Raw genomic sequence first — 17,162 nt, 5'->3', positions numbered from 1 at the left:
ACGAAGCGAGGGCCGAACATGCCGATGACACTCGAGGGGAGCTGCCGCTGCGGCGCCGTCTCCTTCACGCTGGCGAGCCATACGCCTGTGCCATACCAGCGATGCTACTGCCGCATCTGCTGCAAGACGCAGGGTGGGGGCGGCTACGCGATCAATCTAGGCGGGATCGCCGACAGCCTCGATGTGAAGGGGCGCGACGCCATGGCCGTCTACAAGGCCGAAATCGAGGACGGCGGGGTCTGTCACGTCTCGTCCGGCCAGAGGCACTTCTGCCGCCACTGCAGCAGCGGGCTCTGGCTCTTCGACCCCACGTGGCCGGAGCTCATCCACCCGTTCGCCTCGGCGATCGACACGGACCTCCCGGTGCCGCGCGAGCAGACGCACATCATGCTGGCCTACAAGCTCAACTGGGTGGAGCCCCAGCTGAAGCCCGGGGACGTCTGCTTCGACCAGTATCCCGACGAGAGCCTGGCGGACTGGCACCGGTCGAGGGGCCTTTGGGTCGAATGACCGGCGCGGCCCCCGGCGCGCTGCGGGTTACGCTGCGGGTTACAAGGCGTCCGGCCCCGTCCCGGAGTTGCGGGCGGGCCGGTGGACTCACATGTTGGGTGGCGGCAGCTCGCCGTGGAATTCCATCGGGCGGGCTTTTTGGGGGGTGCGGTGCAGCGCCGCTTCCTCGCGCGCCACTTCGAGGAGGTAGGCCAGGAACCCGAGGCCCGTCTGTTCGGCAAGGGAGACGAGTTCGCCGGACATCTGCTCGATGTAGTCGGCCACGTCGCGCTCGGATTGGCCGAGCTGCCGGGCCGGGATTGCCGTCTTGGCGGGGACCTGTTCGCTCAAGGCTGGCATGGTGTTCTCCTTCAAACGGTGAACCTATGGTGCAACAAGACCACCATGCGAGCCGAAGCTGGACTCAACCTTGCCGAGTATGAACATCTTTTTTCGAGTGTGGACCGAACGGAACACGAGTACGCTTTTGGCGGAAGTTGAAGCACTCCCCCTTTGCGTCGGCGGCCAACCGCCTCTATGTGCGGGACGGCTTGAGGGGGGCCAGAAATGAACGTCGTCGTTGTCGAGTCTCCGGCCAAGGCAAAAACGATCAACAAGTACCTGGGGTCCGACTACCATGTGGTCGCGTCCTACGGTCACGTGCGCGATCTGCCGCCCAAAGACGGCTCGGTGGATCCGGACAATGATTTCGAGATGCTGTGGCAGGTCGACGCCAAGGCCGCCAAACGTCTCAATGATCTTGCCAAGGCCGTGAAGGATGCAGACCGCCTGATCCTTGCCACCGACCCGGACCGTGAGGGGGAGGCGATCTCCTGGCACGTCCTGCAGGTGCTGAAGGAGAAGAAGGCGCTGAAGGCGCAGCCGGTCCAGCGGGTGGTGTTCAACGCCATCACCAAGCAGGCCGTGCTCGACGCCATGGCCGCGCCGCGCGACATCGAGGACCACCTCGTCGACGCGTACCGCGCACGCCGTGCGCTCGACTACCTGGTCGGCTTCAATTTGTCGCCGGTGCTGTGGCGCAAGCTCCCGGGCTCGCGCTCGGCCGGCCGCGTGCAGTCCGTCGCCCTGCGGCTCGTCTGCGACCGCGAGGCGGAGATCGAGCGATTCGTCGCGCAGGAGTACTGGTCCGTCATCGCGACGCTGACCAACCCGGCGGGCGAACCGTTCGACGCGCGCGTCTCGGTCCTCGACGGCAAGCGGCTCGACCGTCTCGGCATCAAGAACGAGACGGACGCCCGGGCCATCGTCGACCACCTCAACCAGGCCGCCTTCTCGGCCGTCTCGGTCGAGGCCAAGCCGCAGAAGCGCAACCCGGCGCCCCCGTTCACCACGTCGACGCTGCAGCAGGAGGCGAGCCGCAAGCTCGGCTTCTCGTCCGCCCGCACCATGCAGACGGCGCAGAAGCTCTACGAGGGCATCGCCCTAGACGGCGAGACGACCGGCCTCATCACCTACATGCGGACCGACGGCGTGCAGATGGCGCCGGAGGGCATCTCCGCGATCCGCCGCCTCATCGGCAAGGACTACGCCGAGCCGTATCTGCCGGAGAAGCCGCGCTACTACGCCACCAAGGCGAAGAACGCGCAGGAGGCGCACGAGGCGATCCGTCCGACCGACCCGTTCCGCCGCCCGGCGCAGATGAAGCGCTACCTCGGCGACGACGAGTTCCGCCTCTACGACCTCATCTGGAAGCGCGCGATGGCGAGCCAGATGGAATCGGCCGAGTTCGAGCGCACGACCGTGGAGATCGACGCCAAGGCCGGGGCGAAGTCCATCGGCCTGCGCGCCACCGGCTCGGTCATGCTCTTCGACGGCTTCCTGTCGGTCTACATGGAAGGTGTGGACGACCAGGAGGACGACGAGGACGGCCGCCTGCCGAAGATCACCCAGGGCGACAGGCTGGACCGCAAGGCGGTCAAGCCGTCCCAGCACTTCACCGAGCCGCCGCCGCGCTTCACCGAGGCGACGCTCATCAAGCGCATGGAAGAGCTCGGCATCGGCCGCCCGTCGACCTACACGGCGACGCTGTCCACCCTGCGCGACCGCGAGTACGTGACGCTCGACAAGAAGCGCCTCGTGCCGGGGTCCAAGGGCCGCATCGTGACGGCGTTCCTGGAGAGCTTCTTCGAGCGCTACGTCGAGTACGGCTTCACCGCCGACCTCGAGGAGAAGCTCGACGCCATCTCCGACGGCAAGGCGGACTGGCGGGAGGTGCTGCGCGAGTTCTGGGCGGACTTCTCGCGCCAGATCGGCGAGGTACTGGAAGTTCGTACGGCCGCCGTCCTCGACGCGCTGAACGAGGACCTGGCGCCGCTCATCTACCCGCCGCGGCCGGACGGCTCGGACCCGCGCATCTGTCCCGTCTGCCACCAGGGCAACCTGTCGCTGAAGACGAGCCGGTACGGCGCGTTCATCGGCTGCTCGAACTATCCTGAGTGCAACTACACCCGGGAGTTCGGCGACGACCCGAACGCCGACCCGAAGCCGAGCGGGCCGCAGGTGCTGGGCATCCACCCGGACACCGGGCTCGAGATCGCGCTGAAGTCGGGCCGCTTCGGCCCCTACATCGAGATGGGCGCGGCCGCCGATGGCGAGAAGCCGGCCCGCTCCTCGCTGCCGAAGGGCTGGGCGCCGCAGGAGGTGACGCTGGAGAAGGCGATCCAGCTCCTGTCGCTGCCACGCGAGGTGGGGCTGCACCCGGAGACGCAGGATCCGATCCAGGCCGGCCTCGGCCGGTACGGGCCGTACCTGCTCTACGGCGGCAAGTACTCCAAGCTCGATTCCATCGACGAGGTGTTCGAGATCGGCCTCAACCGGGCTGTCGCGATGATTGCCGAGCGGAAGGAGGGCAAGGGCTTCTCCCGCACGCCCGCCGCGCTGAAGAGCCTCGGCGAGCACCCCTCCGGCGGTGAGGTGACGGTGCGCGAGGGCCGCTACGGGCCGTACGTGAACCACGGGAAGGTCAATGCGACGCTCCCGAAGGGCACCGACCCGCAGGCGCTCACGCTGGAAGAGGCGCTGAAGCTGATCGCGGAGCGCGCCGGCAAGACCAAGGCCGCGCCGAAGGGCAAGGCCAAGGCCGCCAGCTCGAAGAGCAAGGCGTCGGGCACCAAGGCCAAGTCGGCCGCGAAGTCGAAGGCGGCGAAGGCCGACGGCGATTCGCTGGTCGAGGACGACGGCGAGACGCCGAAGGCGAAGACCGCGTCCAAGGCGAAGTCGACGGGTGCCAAGTCGACGGGAGCGAAGTCGGCGGGCAGCAAGAAGGCGGCCGCCTCGAAGTCCTCCGCCGCCTCGACCAGGCGCAGCGCGGCGAGCGATACGCCGCCCTGGGAGGACTGACAGCACCGGCCCCGCGATCCGGGGCCGGGACGCGCTGCGACCGTGTGCCTCCCCGAGGCCGGGGCGCCCCACCTTGCCCGACGGGCCGGAGGGGCGCATCCGGTTGACCGGACTTTGCGGACCAGTCGAAGTTAGCCGATGCGTTTGTCCCTGATCCTCCCCGCCCTCGCCGTCGCCCTCGTTCCCGGAGTGGCGAGCGCCGAAACTGCGGTCACCCCGACGCCCCCCGCGGCCGAAGCCGCGGCACCGGCGGCGCCGGAGATACCCCAGTCCCGCGCCCAGATCGCGCTGTCCTTCGCCCCCGTGGTGCGGCAGGTCGCGCCGGCGGTGGTCAACGTCTACTCGATGCAGAAGACGGTGGACCCGTTCTACTCGGACGATCCGTTCCTGCGCCGGTTCTTCGGCCGGCAGCAGCCGCGCGGCGGCTCCGCGCTCGGCTCCGGCGTCATCGTCGACCCGTCCGGGCTGATGGTCACCAACGCCCACGTCATCAAGAACGCCAGCGAGATCCGCGTCGGCTTCAACGACCGGCGCGAGGCGGACGCGAAGCTCCTCCTGCGGGACGCGCGCAGCGACCTCGCGGTGCTGCAGATCGAGGGTGACGGGCCGTTCCCGACGATCCCCTTCGCCCCGGCGGACGAGCTGGAGACCGGCGATCTGGTGCTCGCCATCGGCAACCCGTTCGGCGTCGGGCAGACCGTGACGCAAGGCATCGTGTCCGCGACGGCGCGGACGCAGGTCGGCGTCGCCGACCAGCAGTTCTTCATCCAGACCGACGCGGCCATCAATCCCGGCAATTCCGGCGGCGGACTGATCGACATGGCCGGGCGCCTCGTCGGCATCAACTCCGCGATCTACTCGCGCTCGGGCGGCTCCAACGGCATCGGCTTCGCGATCCCGGCGGAGACGGTGCGGCTCGTGGTGGAGGCGGCGAAGAGCGACGGCGTGGTGCATCGTCCCTGGCTCGGCGCCAAGCTTGAGAACGTGACGCGCGAGCTCGCCCGCCAGCTCGGCCTCGACCGCCCCGCCGGCGCCGTCGTCGTCGAGCTGTCCGAGGACGGCCCGGCGCGGCGTGCCGGCATCCGCGTCGCCGACGTCATCACCGCCGTCGACGGCGTCCCGGTGACGGACATCGACAGCTTCAGCTATGCCTTCGCGACCCGCGGCACCGAGGGCGAGACGGAGATCACGTTCGAGCGCGCCTCCACCAGGCAGACCGCTGCATTGACCCTGGAGCGCCCGCCGGAGTCCGAGCCGCGCGACACCCGCCGCCTCGGCGGCCGTTCGCCGTTCGCCGGAGCGACGGTCCAGAACCTGTCGCCCGCCGTCGCCGACGAGCTCAACATCGACATGACCGCCACCGGGGTCGTCATCGCGAGGGTCAACGAACGCACGCCGGCCGCCCGGTTCGGACTGCGTCCTGGCGACATCGTGCGCAGCGTCAATGGCAACCGGGTCGAGACCACCGAGGACCTCGAGCGCATGACGCGCCAGCGCGCCCGCTACTGGGACCTCGACATCGAGCGCGACGGCCGCCGGCTCAGCGTCGTCTTCGGCGGCTGACCCGTCCGGCCGCGGGCGCGGGGCGGGAGACGTCCCCGCCGCTCTCGGGACGGTGGGGCGGACGCGCCCCTTCATCCCCGGCCGATGTTGTCCTATTGTTCATGCCGATGGCGCGGCGCCGCACCGGCGCGTCGCGCGGATCGGCATGGCCCGTCGGGGGTGCCGTCCCGGGGACAGACCAACGGAAAGACTGGAATTGACCGACCTCTTCGCCGCTTCCGGCCTCGAGAAGGCCGCGCCTCGGCCGCTCGCCGACGAGCTCAGGCCGGGCCAGCTTTCCGACATCGTCGGCCAGCCGCACCTCCTCGGCCCCGAGGGCCGGCTCACGCGCATGCTGAAGGGCGAGCGCATCGGCTCGCTCATCCTCTGGGGACCACCCGGCACCGGCAAGACCACGCTCGCGCGCCTTCTCGCCCATCACGTCCGGCTCGAGTTCGTGCAGATCTCGGCGATCTTCTCCGGCGTCGCGGACCTGAAGAAGGTGTTCGACACGGCGCGCGGGGCCCGCAGCGTCGGCCGCGGCACGCTCCTCTTCGTGGACGAGATCCATCGCTTCAACCGCGCCCAGCAGGATGCTTTCCTGCCCGTCGTCGAGGACGGCACCATCACCCTCGTCGGCGCCACCACCGAGAATCCGTCCTTCGAGCTCAACTCGGCGCTCCTGTCGCGGGCGCAGGTGCTCGTCTTCCACCCGCTGGAGGACGCGGCGCTGGAGACCCTTCTCACCCGCGCCGAGGGCGTGCGGGGTCCGCTTCCCGTCGCGCCGGACGCCAGGGCCAGCCTCATCCGCATGGCGGACGGCGACGGCCGGGCCATCCTGACCCTCGCCGAGGAGGTCTACCGCGTCGCCGAGGAGGGGGAGGTCCTGTCGGCCGAGGAGGTGCAGGCCATCCTGCAGCGCCGCGCTCCCGCCTACGACAAGGACCGCGACGGGCACTACAACCTCATCTCGGCGCTGCACAAGTCGGTCCGCGGCTCGGACCCCGATGCGGCACTCTACTACCTGATGCGCATGATCGCGGGCGGCGAGGACCCCATGTACCTCGCCCGCCGCCTGGTGCGCATGGCGGCCGAGGACATCGGCCTCGCCGACCCGCATGCGCTGACGCTGGCGATCGCCGCGCGCGACACCTACGAGTTCCTCGGCACGCCGGAGGGCGAACTGGCGCTGGCGGAGATCACAGTCTACCTCGCGCTCGCGCCCAAATCGAACGCCCTCTACAAGGCATTCAACAAGGCACGCCGCTTCGTCGCCGAGACGCCCTCGCTCAACCCGCCCAAGATCATCTTGAACGCGCCCACCAAGCTGATGCGCTCGGAGGGCTACGGCGCGGGCTACGAGTACGACCACGACGTCCCCGGCGGCGTCTCCGGTCAGAACTACTTCCCCGAGGGGCTGGAGCCGCAGCGCTTCTACGAGCCGACCGAGCGCGGCAAGGAGGCCTCGCTGCGGGCGCGGATGGACGAGCTCTCGCGCGTGCGGCGCCAGCGCCGGGACAAGGGAGGGCCGGACGAGTCGTGACCTGCCGTGTCGTCATCTCCGGCTGCTCCGGCGGCGGCAAGTCGACCCTTCTGGAGGCGCTCGCCGCGCGCGGCTACGCCACCGTGGAGGAGCCGGGCCGGCGCATCGTGCGGGAGGCGCTCGCCAGCGACGGCGGCACGCTCCCCTGGCGGGACCCGGTCGCCTTCGCCCACCGGGCGATCGCGATGGCGCAGGACGATCACGCCCGGGTGGACGGTCTCGGACCGCTGGTCTTCTTCGACCGCGGCCTCGTCGATGCCGCCTCCTTCCTCGACCACGTCACCGACGGCGACGCGCTTTCCGGGCTCGCTTCGGCGACGCGCTATCACACGACCGTCTTCCTGACGCCGCCGTGGCCGGAGCTCTTCCAGAACGACGCCGAGCGGCGGCACGGGTTCGGCGAGGCGATCTCCGAGTATGCGCGCCTCGCGCAGGCGTACCCCGCGGCCGGGTACACCGTCGTCACCCTGCCGCGCGTCTCGGTGAAGGAGCGGGTGGGGATCGTTCTGGCCGAACTTGATGCGCCGCAATTCGCGGAGCCTTGAATTGACGCAACTCTGATCGACGCCGGCGCGGTTGCGTTCGCCCCGCTGTCGGCCCTAAGTCGGTACGAGCCAGCGAGAGAGGTGTAACGCGATGCGTACTGTCCTGGAGTTCCTCGCCGTTTGGGCGGCAGTCTACGCGACCACCTTCGGCACCTACCTCGCGTTCGGCGCGATCTTCAACTGGTACTGCTTCCGCCACCCCGAACGGCGGATCCAGAAGAACCGGGACGGGCTGAAGCGCCGCGGCAAGGAGATCCGCCAGTCCGCCTGGTCGCTGCTCGGCACCTGCTTCTGCCTCGCCGGCGGCCTCTACGCGCAGTACCGCGGCTGGACGCTGTTCGCGCCGCTGGAGCTGTCCTGGTGGTCGGTGCCGCTGATGGCGGTCGTCTCCATCCTCGCCTACGACACCTGGTACTACTGGGGGCACCGGGCGATGCACTGGGGGCCGCTCTACAAGCACCACCAATACCACCACCGCTCCGTCGCGCCGACGGTCTGGTCCAACTACTCGGACTCGATGGTCGACGCGCTGGCGATGCAGAGCTACTACCTCGTCGCCCCGCTGATCCTGCCGATCCCGCCGCTGGTCCTCGTCGGCCACCGCGTCTACGACCACTTCAACGGGATGATCGGCCACTCCGGGTTCGAGTTCGCCGCGTCGAAGTGGACGCGGGTGCCCTCGCCGATGGTGTGCACCCTGTTCCACGACCTGCACCACTCGAAGTTCAACTACAACTACGCCAACTTCTTCTCGTTCTGGGACCGGGTCTGCGGCACGCTGCACACCGACTATGACGAGGGCGTCGAGCGGTGGGAGACGCTGCCGGACGGCGGCGTGCCGATGCCGAGGGCACGCGCGGACAAGCGGACGCCCGGCGCGGTGGCAGGCCCGGTCTCGGCGACGCCCGCCGAATGAGCCCCTTTGCAGCGAGCCTTTGCGTCGCGCTCGGCGGCGCCGTCGGTGCGCTCGGGCGCTTCTGGGCCAACGTCCTCATCAGCGGTCTCGTCGGCGCCGCGCTCCCGTACGCGACCTTCACCGTCAACGTCCTCGGCTCGTTTCTCATCGGTGTGCTGGCGACGCTGCTGTCGGGCCGCCTCGCGCTGACGGCGCTGGTGGTCACCGGCGCGCTCGGCGGCTTCACGACCTTCTCCACCTTCTCGATCGAGACGGTGCGCCTCATCGAGGGCGGGCGCTGGGTCGAGGGGGTCGGCTACGCGCTTCTCAGCCTCGTCGTGTGCGTCGTCGCGGCGGCGATCGGGATCGCCGCCGTCCGGGCCACCATGTCGTAGGCGCTATTTCGTGGCGGAGCTCAGCGAATAGGCGCTGAAGGCGAAGGTGCCGATGCCGGCGGCGATGATGCCGGTCGCGCCCTTGCCGAGGGTGGACGACTTGGCCGTCCCGAGCGACTTGCCGTTGACGGTCATCTCCACCGACTCGCCCTCCTCGGCGATCGCGAGGCGGTAGGGTCCGCCGCCGAGGACGCCGAGGCCGGCCTGGGCGAGGCGCTTCATCCCGCTCGGGTCGCGGCGGTAGAGGCCGACGCGCTCGCCGCTCTCGATCACGAGCATGAAGTAGGTCTTCGTCGCCTCGTCGAAGCCGTAGAGGAGGCCGGCGAGGGCCGGGCCGGTGCCGCGCGGCTCGACGCTGACGTCGACGCTCACCGTGCGCGCGCCCTTGGTCTCGCCGGCGTTGACGTAGAAGTAGCGCACCGCGTTGGCGTCGGTGCGGTTCGTCATCGTAAAGCCCGCGGGGGTCTTCTCGACCGTCCAGGGACCGTCGGTCTCGGTCTCCGGCAGGATCGTCGTGAGCTGGCCCATCGTCCCGGCGGCGTCCGGGGCAGCGTCCTGGGCGGCGTCCTGGGCGGCGGCGGGGGAGGCGAGGGGGAACGGCGCGACCAGCGCCGCCGCCATGAGCGACAGGGCGAGCAGGGCGCCGCGCGGCATCGATCGCAGGGCCGCTGTCCGGATCGGGGGTACGATCGAGGATCGGGTCGCGGGCATCGCCGCGGCGGGGTTCGCGGACATGGACGGACTCCTCATGTTCGTCGCCCGGGCGCCGGTTGTGCAGCGGGGACAACGTGTTTTCCATAGACCTGGGGTGCCCGGTGGAGGCATGAACGCAACCGACACCCCAAGTATCGACGGCGGCCTCGGCCGCCCCCATGTTGGGGCGGACCCTATGCGATGACGCCGCCGACGTCACCGCGACGCCCCGCTGCGGGCCGGATTCTGGAGGATGATTGATGGCCGAGGCGCAGGTCTCCCACGTCGAGGTGGATCCCGACGACGCCGGGATGCGGCTCGACCGCTGGCTGCGGCGCTCGTTCCCGGACGTGCCGCTTGGCGCGCTGTCGAAGGTGGTGCGCACCGGGCAGGTCCGCGTCGACGGTGCGCGGGCGAAGCTGGAGACGCGGCTCGAGGCCGGGCAGAGCGTGCGCCTGCCGCCGCAGATGACGATGCCCCCGCCCGCCGGCTCGCTCGGCGGCGACGCGGCCGCGCTCGAGGCGATGGTGATCTACCGCGACGACGCGCTCGTCGTCCTCAACAAGCCCTACGGCCTCGCCGTGCAGGGCGGCTCGGGCGTGTCGCGGCACGTGGACGGGATGCTGGAGGCCTGGCGCGACCGCAAGGGCCGCAAGCCGCGCCTGGTCCACCGCCTCGACCGGGACACGACCGGCGTCCTCGTCGTCGCCAGGACCCGCAGCGCGGCGGCCGACCTCGCCGAGGGCTTCCGCGGCCGCGACGCGCACAAGACCTACTGGGCGCTGGTGCGCGGCCACCCGGTGCCGGAGGAGGGCAAGGTCTCCACCTGGCTCGGCCGCGATCCGAACGACTCCGAGAAGATGGCGGTGCTGCCGCAGAAGACGAAGGAGGCGGTGCGCGCGACCAGCCTCTACGAGACGCTCGACCGCTCCGGCCAGCTCTCGCTCCTGCGGCTCTCGCCGGTGACGGGGCGCACCCACCAGCTTCGCGTACACTGCATGCACATGGGCGTGCCGATCATCGGCGATCCGAAGTACTTCAATATCGAGAACTGGGCGCTGCCGGGCGGCATCCAGAACCGCCTCCACCTGCACGCGCGGCAGATCGAGCTGCCGCATCCGGACGGCGGCACGCTCAACGTGACCGCGCCGGTCTCGCCGCACTTCCGGCAGAGCCTCACCGTGCTGGGGCTCTCGCCGGACGGCTGACGCCGAAGACCCCGCCGAAGCGGGGTCTTTCTCTCAGTGATACTGGTTGTAGCAGACGGTCTCGTAAGTATAGACCCAGTCGTGGTAGTGGTCGCTCCACACGCGGACCTTCTCCTGGTAGCAGCGCTTGTAGGGCTGCGCGTAGTAGTGGGTCTTGTACCCGTGGCCGTAACCATGGCCATACACGTAGCCGTAGCCGGTGTTGTAGCCGTGGTGGCCGTGGTGGCCGGACTTGTGGTGGAAGCCGACCTGCGTGACCGCGGCCTCGGCCTTCACAACCGGTGCGCCCAGCGGGGCGGCGCTCGCGACGTTGGCACCCGCGATGGTGCCGAAGCCGACGACAGTGGCGATCAGAACGGATTTGATGCTCATCTTGGGGAACCTTGTTTCCTTGTGGCCGGTCCATCCGGCGACACTCCGAAGATGGGCGCCTCCGACATCTTCCCTCGTGATGGCTGTCACGCTGCGACGTCTTTGTTTACTTCACCGTCTGTTGGTTTCGGTGTAGACGACGCGGCTTATTTATTTCGTTCGATAAAGCATTGAAGTTTTGGGGGAGAGACGCGCGCCGGTGCGCACAATCGGCTATAGGTAGTGTGAAGAGCCCCCCGACCGCCCGCCGGCAAGGAGGCTCGTCCGGCCCGCCCGGGCCGGAGATAACGATAGAACGATCAGGGCAAGACGGTGGACCTCAGGCACCTCAGATACTTCCTCGCGATTGCCGAATCGCGGTCGATTTCCGTTGCGGCGCATACCATCGGGGTCGCGCAACCGTCGCTCTCGCAGCACCTGAGGCGGATGGAGGAGGAACTCGGCGTGCGCCTCGTCGAGCGTTCGCCCCGCGGCACGATGCTCACCGAGGAGGGGCAGGTCCTGGTCGAGCACGCGCGCCGCATCTGCGGCATGCTGGACGCGTGCGTCGAGGAGATGCGCAACCTCTCCGGCGAGGTGAAGGGCACGGTCGCGTTCGGCATCCCCCCGTCCGCGGCGATGGCGATGTCCGTCCCCCTTGCCGAGACGGTGCGGCTGGAGCTCCCGCACGTGCGCCTTCGCGCGATCGAATCGATGAGCACCTACATCAAGAGCTGGATCGACGACCGCACGGTGGACCTCGCCATCGTCTACGACCTCGAGAACGCCGACCACCTGCGCGCGACACACCTCGTCAACGAGGAGCTGCACTTCATCTCCGCGCCCGACAGCTGGCCGTTCGACACCGATCCGGGCACGCCCGTGCCGTTCAAGGCGCTGGAGGCGGTGGAGATGATCCTGCCCTCCAACGGGCTGCGCCGCACGATCGAGCGGTACGCGGAGGCCCACGGCGTGACGCTCAACGTCGTCATGGACATGGACGCGATGACGCAGATCAAGGAGCTGGTGGCCCGCGGTTCCGGCTATGCGATCTTCGCCCCCGCGGCGACGCAGGACCTCGTGGCGCGCGGCGAGCTGGTGCGCGCGCGGATCATCGACCCGGTGCTCATCCGCCCGGTCCATCTCGTCAACCACCGCGACGTGGTGCTGAGCCGCGCGGGCCGCGCCGTCGAGGCGATCACCCTGAAGGTGGTGCACGAGCTGGTGAGCCGCGGCCTCTGGGAGGGGAGCCTCCCCTGACGGTCAGGCGACGGCGCGGGGCGAGGCGCGCTCCGCCCGGTCGCCACGCAGGATTGCGCCGATGTCCGCCGCCGAGAGGCCGGCCTCGGCGAGACTGGCGGCGAGTGTGTCCCCCTCCGGTCCCAGCAACGTGCGCGCCTTGACGGCGAGCCGTGCCTCGAGCGCCTCCGGCGTCGGCCGCTCGGTGACGTCGTGCGCGAGGTCGACGGTGGCGCCGTCGCGTGCGGTGAGGGTCACGGCGACGGCCCCGTCGCCGAGACCCGCGTCGCCGGCGACGCTCACCCGCGAGGCGAACGCGGTGAGGACGGGGTCGGCGGCGAGCTCGTCGGTGTAGAGGCGGCCGTTGCCGGTCGGGATGTCATGCAGGACCATCCCCGCGAGCCACGCGTAGCTGAACTTCACGTCGCCGCCGGTCTTCGGGGCCTTGATGTCGCAGACCGTCAGCCAGCGCGGGTTGGTGCGCACCTCGACCCCGGCGACCTCGGCAGCGCCGAAGCCCGCGGGGCGCTCGCCCAGTGCCTCGATCATCGCGTGCAGCCCGTGGCAGCAGGCGTGGAACTTGTAGGTGTTGTCCAGAAAGAGGAAGCGGTCGGGCCCGGGAAGGGCACCCACCTCCTCGGTGTGGGTCGGGATGAAGCCCTGGTGGCCCGACAGCCCGTCCTCGCCCGCGGTCAGGCCCAGCTTCGCGAGCCGAGCCACCTCGACGCCGTTGGAGGCGGCGGTGCCGGCGTTGTACGGCTTCGCCATCGTGCCGAAGAGCGAGCGGAGCCCGCCTGCGCGCGAGGCGCAGAGGCCGATCGCCGAGCGCATCTCGTCCCGCGTCAGCCCGAGGATCCGGCCCGCGGCGATGGTCGCGCCGAACGCGCCGGCGGTGCCGGTCTGGTGGAAGCCGCGGTCGTAGTGCGCCGCGCCCAGCGTGACGCCGACCCGCACCGCGCCTTCCGCACCCACCAGGAAGGCCGCGACGACCTCCTCGGCCGACGCGCCCGCCTCCTCGCCGAGCGCCACCACAGCCGGGTAGATCCCGACCGAGAGGTGGCCGATGTGCGCGAGGTGCGTGTCGTCGAGGTCGAGCGCGTGGCTGATCACGGCGTTGACCATCGCGGCCGTCCGCGCCGACGTCCGGTCGCCGCCGAAGAGCGACGCCGTGGGGCGCCCGCCCTCGGTGTCCGCGAAGGCGCGGAACGTGGCCGCCACCGGCACGTCGAGCGCCGCGCGGCCGCAGACGACCCAGTCGACCAGCGACAGCCTCGCCATCGCCAGCGCCTCGCCGGGGAGTTCCGCGCGGGGGCGTTCGGCGAGGTCGAGGAGGTCGTCGATGAGCGCCATGTCAGCCTGCTATTTCTTGCCGTAGGACTTCGGCAAACCTAGCACCTGCTCGGCGATGTAACAGAGGACGAGGTTCGTGGAGATCGGCGCGATCTGGTAGAGGCGCGTCTCGCGGAACTTGCGCTCCACGTCGTACTCCTCCGCGAAGCCGAAGCCGCCGTGCGTCTGCAGGCACGCTTCGGCCGCCTCCCAGCTCGCGTCGGCGGCCAGCATCTTGGCGGTGTTCGCCTCGACGCCCGGGTTGTGACCGGCGTCGTACATCGCCGCCGCGCGGTAGACGATCGCCTCCGCCGCCATCAGGTGCGCGTAGGCCTTCGCGAGGGGGAACTGAACGCCCTGGTTGGCGCCGATGGGAGTGCCGAACACCTCCCGCTCGCGCGCATAGTCGGAGCCCTTCTTGAGGAACCACTTCGCATCGCCGATGCACTCCGAGGCGATGAGGATGCGCTCGGAGTTCATGCCCGACAGGATATAGCGAAAACCTTTGCCCTCCTCGCCGATCAGGCTGGAGGCCGGGATCACCGCGTTGTCGAAGAAGATCTCGGTGGTGGCGTGGTTGATCATCGTGCGAATCGGGCGGATCTCGACGCCGTTGCCGCGCAGCTCGCGCAGGTCGATGAGGAAGACCGACAGCCCGTCGGTGCGCTTCGCGACCTGGTCGGCCGGCGTGGTGCGGGCGAGCAGAACCATCAGGTCCGAGTGCTCGGCGCGGGAGATCCAGATCTTCTGGCCGTTGACCACGTACGTGTCGCCCTCGCGCCGCGCGGTGGTCTTCAGCGCCAGCGTGTTCGTCCCGCTCGTCGGCTCGGTGACGCCGAAGGCCTGGAGGCGGAGCGAGCCGTCGGCGATGCCGGGGAGGTACTGGCGCTTCTGCTCGTCGCTGCCGTGCCGCAGGACGGTGCCCATGGTGTACATCTGCGCGTGGCAGGCGCCGGCGTTGCAGCCGCTCTTGTGGATCTCCTCCAGAATGACCGCCGCGGCCGTCAGCGGCAGGCCGGAGCCGCCATACTCCTCCGGGATCATCGCGGCGAGGTAGCCCTCGCGGATCAGCGCGTCCACGAACGCCTTGGGGTAGGCGCGCTCGCGGTCGAGCTCCTGCCAGTAGGAACCGGGGAAGTCGGCGCAGACGTTCGCCACGCCCTCGCGAATGTCGGCATAGGCCGCTGTGGGGTCAAACTGGTCCATCGGTCGTCCGTCCTCGTCCGTCGTTCGCGCAGATAGGTGGCAGCAATGTGCGCCCCTCAGAAGCCGCGATGAGGCGCTCGCCACCATAGGATTTGTCAATAGCGGTCCGAACCGGCGACAACCTTCCTGCGCCGCCCGCGCGTGTGCAAGGTTCGGCCAAACCGGCGAAGGAGGTTCAACGTGCGCGATCTCGAAGGCTTGACTGTCGTCTCCGTGGAGCAGGCGGTGGCGGCACCGTACCTGTCGGGCCGGCTCGCCGAGGCGGGGGCGCGTGTCATCAAGGTCGAGCGTCCCGAAGGCGACTTCGCGCGCGGCTACGACAGGTTCGTGAAGGGGCAGAGCGCCTACTTCGTCTGGCTGAACCGCGGCAAGGAATCGGTCTGCCTCGACCTGCGCACGGATGCCGACAAGGCCGTCCTGGAGGCGCTGATCGCCAAGGCGGACGTCTTCATCCAGAACCTCGCGCCCGACGCCATCGACCGGCTCGGCTTCGCCCCGTCGCGGCTGCGGGCGGACTACCCGCGCCTCATCACGGTGTCGATCTCCGGCTACGGCGACGAGGGTCCGATGCGCCTGGCCCGCGCCTATGACCTGCTGGTGCAGGCCGAGACCGGGCTTGTCACCATCACCGGCAATCCCGCCGGGCCGGCCCGCGTCGGCGTCTCGGTCTGCGACATCTCCTGCGGGATGACGGCGCATCAGGCGGTGCTGCAGGCGCTCTACGCCCGGGAGCGGACGGGGGAGGGGCGGCATATCGCCGTCAGCCTCTTCCACGCCCTCTCGGACTGGATGAACGTGCCGTACCTGCAGTTCACCTTCGGCGGCGTGACGCCCCGGCGCGACGGGCTGCACCACCCGACCATCGCCCCCTACGGCGCCTATGCCGGGCGCGACGGCAAGGAGGTGCTGTTCTCGATCCAGAACGAGCGGGAGTGGGTGCGCCTGTGCGAGGAGGTGCTGAAGCGGCCGGACGTGTCCGTCGATCCGCGCTTCAACAACAACACCGTGCGGGTCGAGAACCGGGTCGAGCTGAACGCCATCATCGACGGCGTCTTCGGCCGGCATGACCGGGACGAGCTGGCGGCGATGCTGACGGCGGCGAGCATCGCCAACGGCCGCGTCAACACGATGGACGACCTCGCCGCCCATCCCCAGAACCGCTACATCGAGGTCGAGACGCCCGCCGGCCCGGTGCGGATGCTGGCGCCCGGTGCGACGGTGGACGGGACCGTCGCACCCACAGGCGCCGTCCCGGCGCTCGGCGCCCACACCGAGGCAATCCGCCGCGAGGTGCTGGGCGAGGATGCGCCGTCCTGACCCCCGGCACGCCCCGCACCCGCGCTACCCCCCGGGTGGGGGAGTTGCGGTATCATCGCACCTGCGGTGATTTGGGCCGAGCGTCGCTCCGCACGGTTCGCGCTATAGCGGCGGACCGGCGCGCGCGACGCGTCCGGACGACCCATGTGTAGGGGAAGAGTATGAGCGACTACGTCACCAACGCGCACACCATCGCGCTCGTCGGCTTCGGCGAGGCGGCCAACGCGGTCCTCGCCGGCTGGGGCCTCGGCGGAAGCGGCCGCGTCAGCGCGTACGACATCAAGACCGACGACGCCGAGACCGCGCCCCGGATGCGCTCCCACTACACCGTGGCGGGCGTGAGGGGCGCCGACACGCTGCAGGACGCGCTCGCAGGCGCCTCGCTCGTCTTCTGCCTGGTGACGGCGGACCGCGCGCTCGCGGCGGCGGAGGCGGCGGCCGCCGCCATCGAGCCGGGCACGCTATGGCTCGACGGTAACTCCTGCGCGCCGCAGACCAAGCGCGCCGCCGCCGAGGCGATCGACGCCGCGGGCGGTCGCTACGTCGACGTCGCCATCATGGCGCCGATCTTCCCCATGCGGCACCAGACGCCGATGCTGCTCGCCGGCCCCTTCGCCGAGGACGCCGCGGCGGCGATGACGGCGATGGACATGCGGGTCGACATCGCCGGCGAGACCGTCGGCGACGCCTCGACGATCAAGATGATCCGCTCGGTGATGATCAAGGGTATCGAGGCGCTGACGGCCGAATGCATGCTCGCCGCGCACAGGGCCGGCGTCGCCGATGCGGTGCTTCAGTCCCTCGCCGGGTCGGACCCCGGCCGCAACTGGCCCGCCAAGTCCGCGTACAACCTGGAGCGGATGATGGTCCACGGCGCGCGACGCGCGGCGGAGATGCGCGAGGTCGCGGCGACGCTCGACGGGCTGGGCCTGCCGAGCCGCATGGCGCAGGCGACGGCGGAGTGGCACGACCAGGTCGCCCGGCTCGGACTGCCCGGCGGCGAGGCCGAGCTCGACTCGCGCGCCCGGCGCATCCTCGACGCGCTCTGAG

The 17,162-nt window shown here is 70.0% G+C and carries 16 protein-coding genes; 11 read left to right on the top strand and 5 right to left on the bottom strand.

What is annotated here, in order from left to right:
- The first annotated feature begins 18 nt into the window (after window positions 1–18).
- Window positions 19–510: a GFA family protein gene (locus tag DLJ53_RS22595; RefSeq protein ID WP_111349462.1), complete on the top strand. Its 492-nt coding sequence runs from the start codon at window positions 19–21 to the stop codon at window positions 508–510.
- Between the two features lie 87 nt (window positions 511–597).
- Here DLJ53_RS22595 and DLJ53_RS22590 read toward each other — a convergent pair whose 3' ends face one another.
- Entirely contained in the window at window positions 598–849 is a 252-nt protein-coding gene (locus tag DLJ53_RS22590) for a hypothetical protein (protein ID WP_111349460.1), read from the bottom strand.
- Between the two features lie 207 nt (window positions 850–1,056).
- On the opposite strand from DLJ53_RS22590, the gene topA reads away from it, so the two are divergent.
- The 6 genes from topA (at window position 1,057) to crcB (ending at window position 8,769) form a co-directional block, all read left to right on the top strand.
- Complete coding sequence (gene topA, locus DLJ53_RS22585) at window positions 1,057–3,849, top strand: type I DNA topoisomerase (RefSeq protein WP_111349458.1); 2,793 nt, start codon at window positions 1,057–1,059, stop codon at window positions 3,847–3,849.
- Window positions 3,850–3,987: 138 nt separating this feature from the next.
- The gene (locus DLJ53_RS22580; protein ID WP_111349457.1) at window positions 3,988–5,412 is read left to right on the top strand and encodes a Do family serine endopeptidase; all 1,425 of its coding nucleotides are present in this window, start codon (window positions 3,988–3,990) and stop codon (window positions 5,410–5,412) included.
- A gap of 145 nt (window positions 5,413–5,557) precedes the next feature.
- Complete coding sequence (locus DLJ53_RS22575) at window positions 5,558–6,934, top strand: replication-associated recombination protein A (protein ID WP_111349455.1); 1,377 nt, start codon at window positions 5,558–5,560, stop codon at window positions 6,932–6,934.
- Complete coding sequence (locus tag DLJ53_RS22570; protein WP_111349454.1) at window positions 6,931–7,479, top strand: AAA family ATPase; 549 nt, start codon at window positions 6,931–6,933, stop codon at window positions 7,477–7,479. The genes DLJ53_RS22575 and DLJ53_RS22570 overlap by 4 nt, the downstream gene beginning before the upstream one ends.
- 91 nt (window positions 7,480–7,570) lie before the next feature.
- Window positions 7,571–8,395 carry a sterol desaturase family protein gene (locus tag DLJ53_RS22565; protein ID WP_111349452.1) on the top strand — a complete coding sequence of 275 codons (825 nt, stop codon included), beginning with the start codon at window positions 7,571–7,573 and terminating at the stop codon, window positions 8,393–8,395.
- A complete protein-coding gene (gene crcB, locus DLJ53_RS22560) occupies window positions 8,392–8,769 on the top strand; it encodes a fluoride efflux transporter CrcB (protein ID WP_111349451.1) in 378 nt (125 codons plus the stop codon). Before DLJ53_RS22565 ends, crcB begins: the two co-directional genes overlap by 4 nt.
- Window positions 8,770–8,772: 3 nt before the next feature.
- On the opposite strand, the gene DLJ53_RS22555 is transcribed toward crcB, so the two are convergent.
- A complete protein-coding gene (locus DLJ53_RS22555) occupies window positions 8,773–9,504 on the bottom strand; it encodes a hypothetical protein (RefSeq protein WP_146620068.1) in 732 nt (243 codons plus the stop codon).
- A 218-nt stretch (window positions 9,505–9,722) separates the two neighbouring features.
- Here DLJ53_RS22555 and DLJ53_RS22545 point away from each other — a divergent pair, with 218 nt between their 5' ends.
- Window positions 9,723–10,670: an RluA family pseudouridine synthase gene (locus DLJ53_RS22545; protein ID WP_111349446.1), complete on the top strand. Its 948-nt coding sequence runs from the start codon at window positions 9,723–9,725 to the stop codon at window positions 10,668–10,670.
- Between the two features lie 33 nt (window positions 10,671–10,703).
- Here the strand turns inward: DLJ53_RS22545 and DLJ53_RS22540 are convergent, their stop codons facing one another.
- The gene (locus tag DLJ53_RS22540) at window positions 10,704–11,042 is read right to left on the bottom strand and encodes a hypothetical protein (protein WP_111349444.1); all 339 of its coding nucleotides are present in this window, start codon (window positions 11,040–11,042) and stop codon (window positions 10,704–10,706) included.
- 312 nt (window positions 11,043–11,354) lie between these two features.
- Between DLJ53_RS22540 and DLJ53_RS22535 the strand changes: the two genes are divergently transcribed.
- Entirely contained in the window at window positions 11,355–12,281 is a 927-nt protein-coding gene (locus tag DLJ53_RS22535; RefSeq protein WP_111349442.1) for a LysR family transcriptional regulator, read from the top strand.
- A gap of 3 nt (window positions 12,282–12,284) precedes the next feature.
- Here DLJ53_RS22535 and DLJ53_RS22530 read toward each other — a convergent pair whose 3' ends face one another.
- Window positions 12,285–13,610, bottom strand: coding sequence for an MmgE/PrpD family protein (locus DLJ53_RS22530; RefSeq protein WP_111349441.1), 1,326 nt, complete (start codon window positions 13,608–13,610; stop codon window positions 12,285–12,287).
- 9 nt (window positions 13,611–13,619) lie between these two features.
- Window positions 13,620–14,795, bottom strand: a complete 1,176-nt coding sequence (locus DLJ53_RS22525) for an acyl-CoA dehydrogenase family protein (protein ID WP_111349439.1) — start codon at window positions 14,793–14,795, stop codon at window positions 13,620–13,622.
- Between the two features lie 180 nt (window positions 14,796–14,975).
- On the opposite strand from DLJ53_RS22525, the gene DLJ53_RS22520 reads away from it, so the two are divergent.
- Both DLJ53_RS22520 and DLJ53_RS22515 read left to right on the top strand, forming a co-directional pair.
- Entirely contained in the window at window positions 14,976–16,112 is a 1,137-nt protein-coding gene (locus DLJ53_RS22520; RefSeq protein WP_111349437.1) for a CaiB/BaiF CoA transferase family protein, read from the top strand.
- 161 nt (window positions 16,113–16,273) lie between these two features.
- On the top strand, window positions 16,274–17,161 hold the full coding sequence (locus DLJ53_RS22515) for a DUF1932 domain-containing protein (protein WP_111349435.1): 888 nt from the start codon (window positions 16,274–16,276) through the stop codon (window positions 17,159–17,161).
- The last annotated feature ends 1 nt before the right edge of the window (window position 17,162 follow it).

The sequence above is a fragment of the Acuticoccus sediminis genome (assembly GCF_003258595.1).
Classification (GTDB): domain Bacteria; phylum Pseudomonadota; class Alphaproteobacteria; order Rhizobiales; family Amorphaceae; genus Acuticoccus; species Acuticoccus sediminis.
The sequence above is the reverse complement of the archived record's forward strand: the minus strand, read 5'-3'. Positions and strand labels throughout refer to the sequence as shown.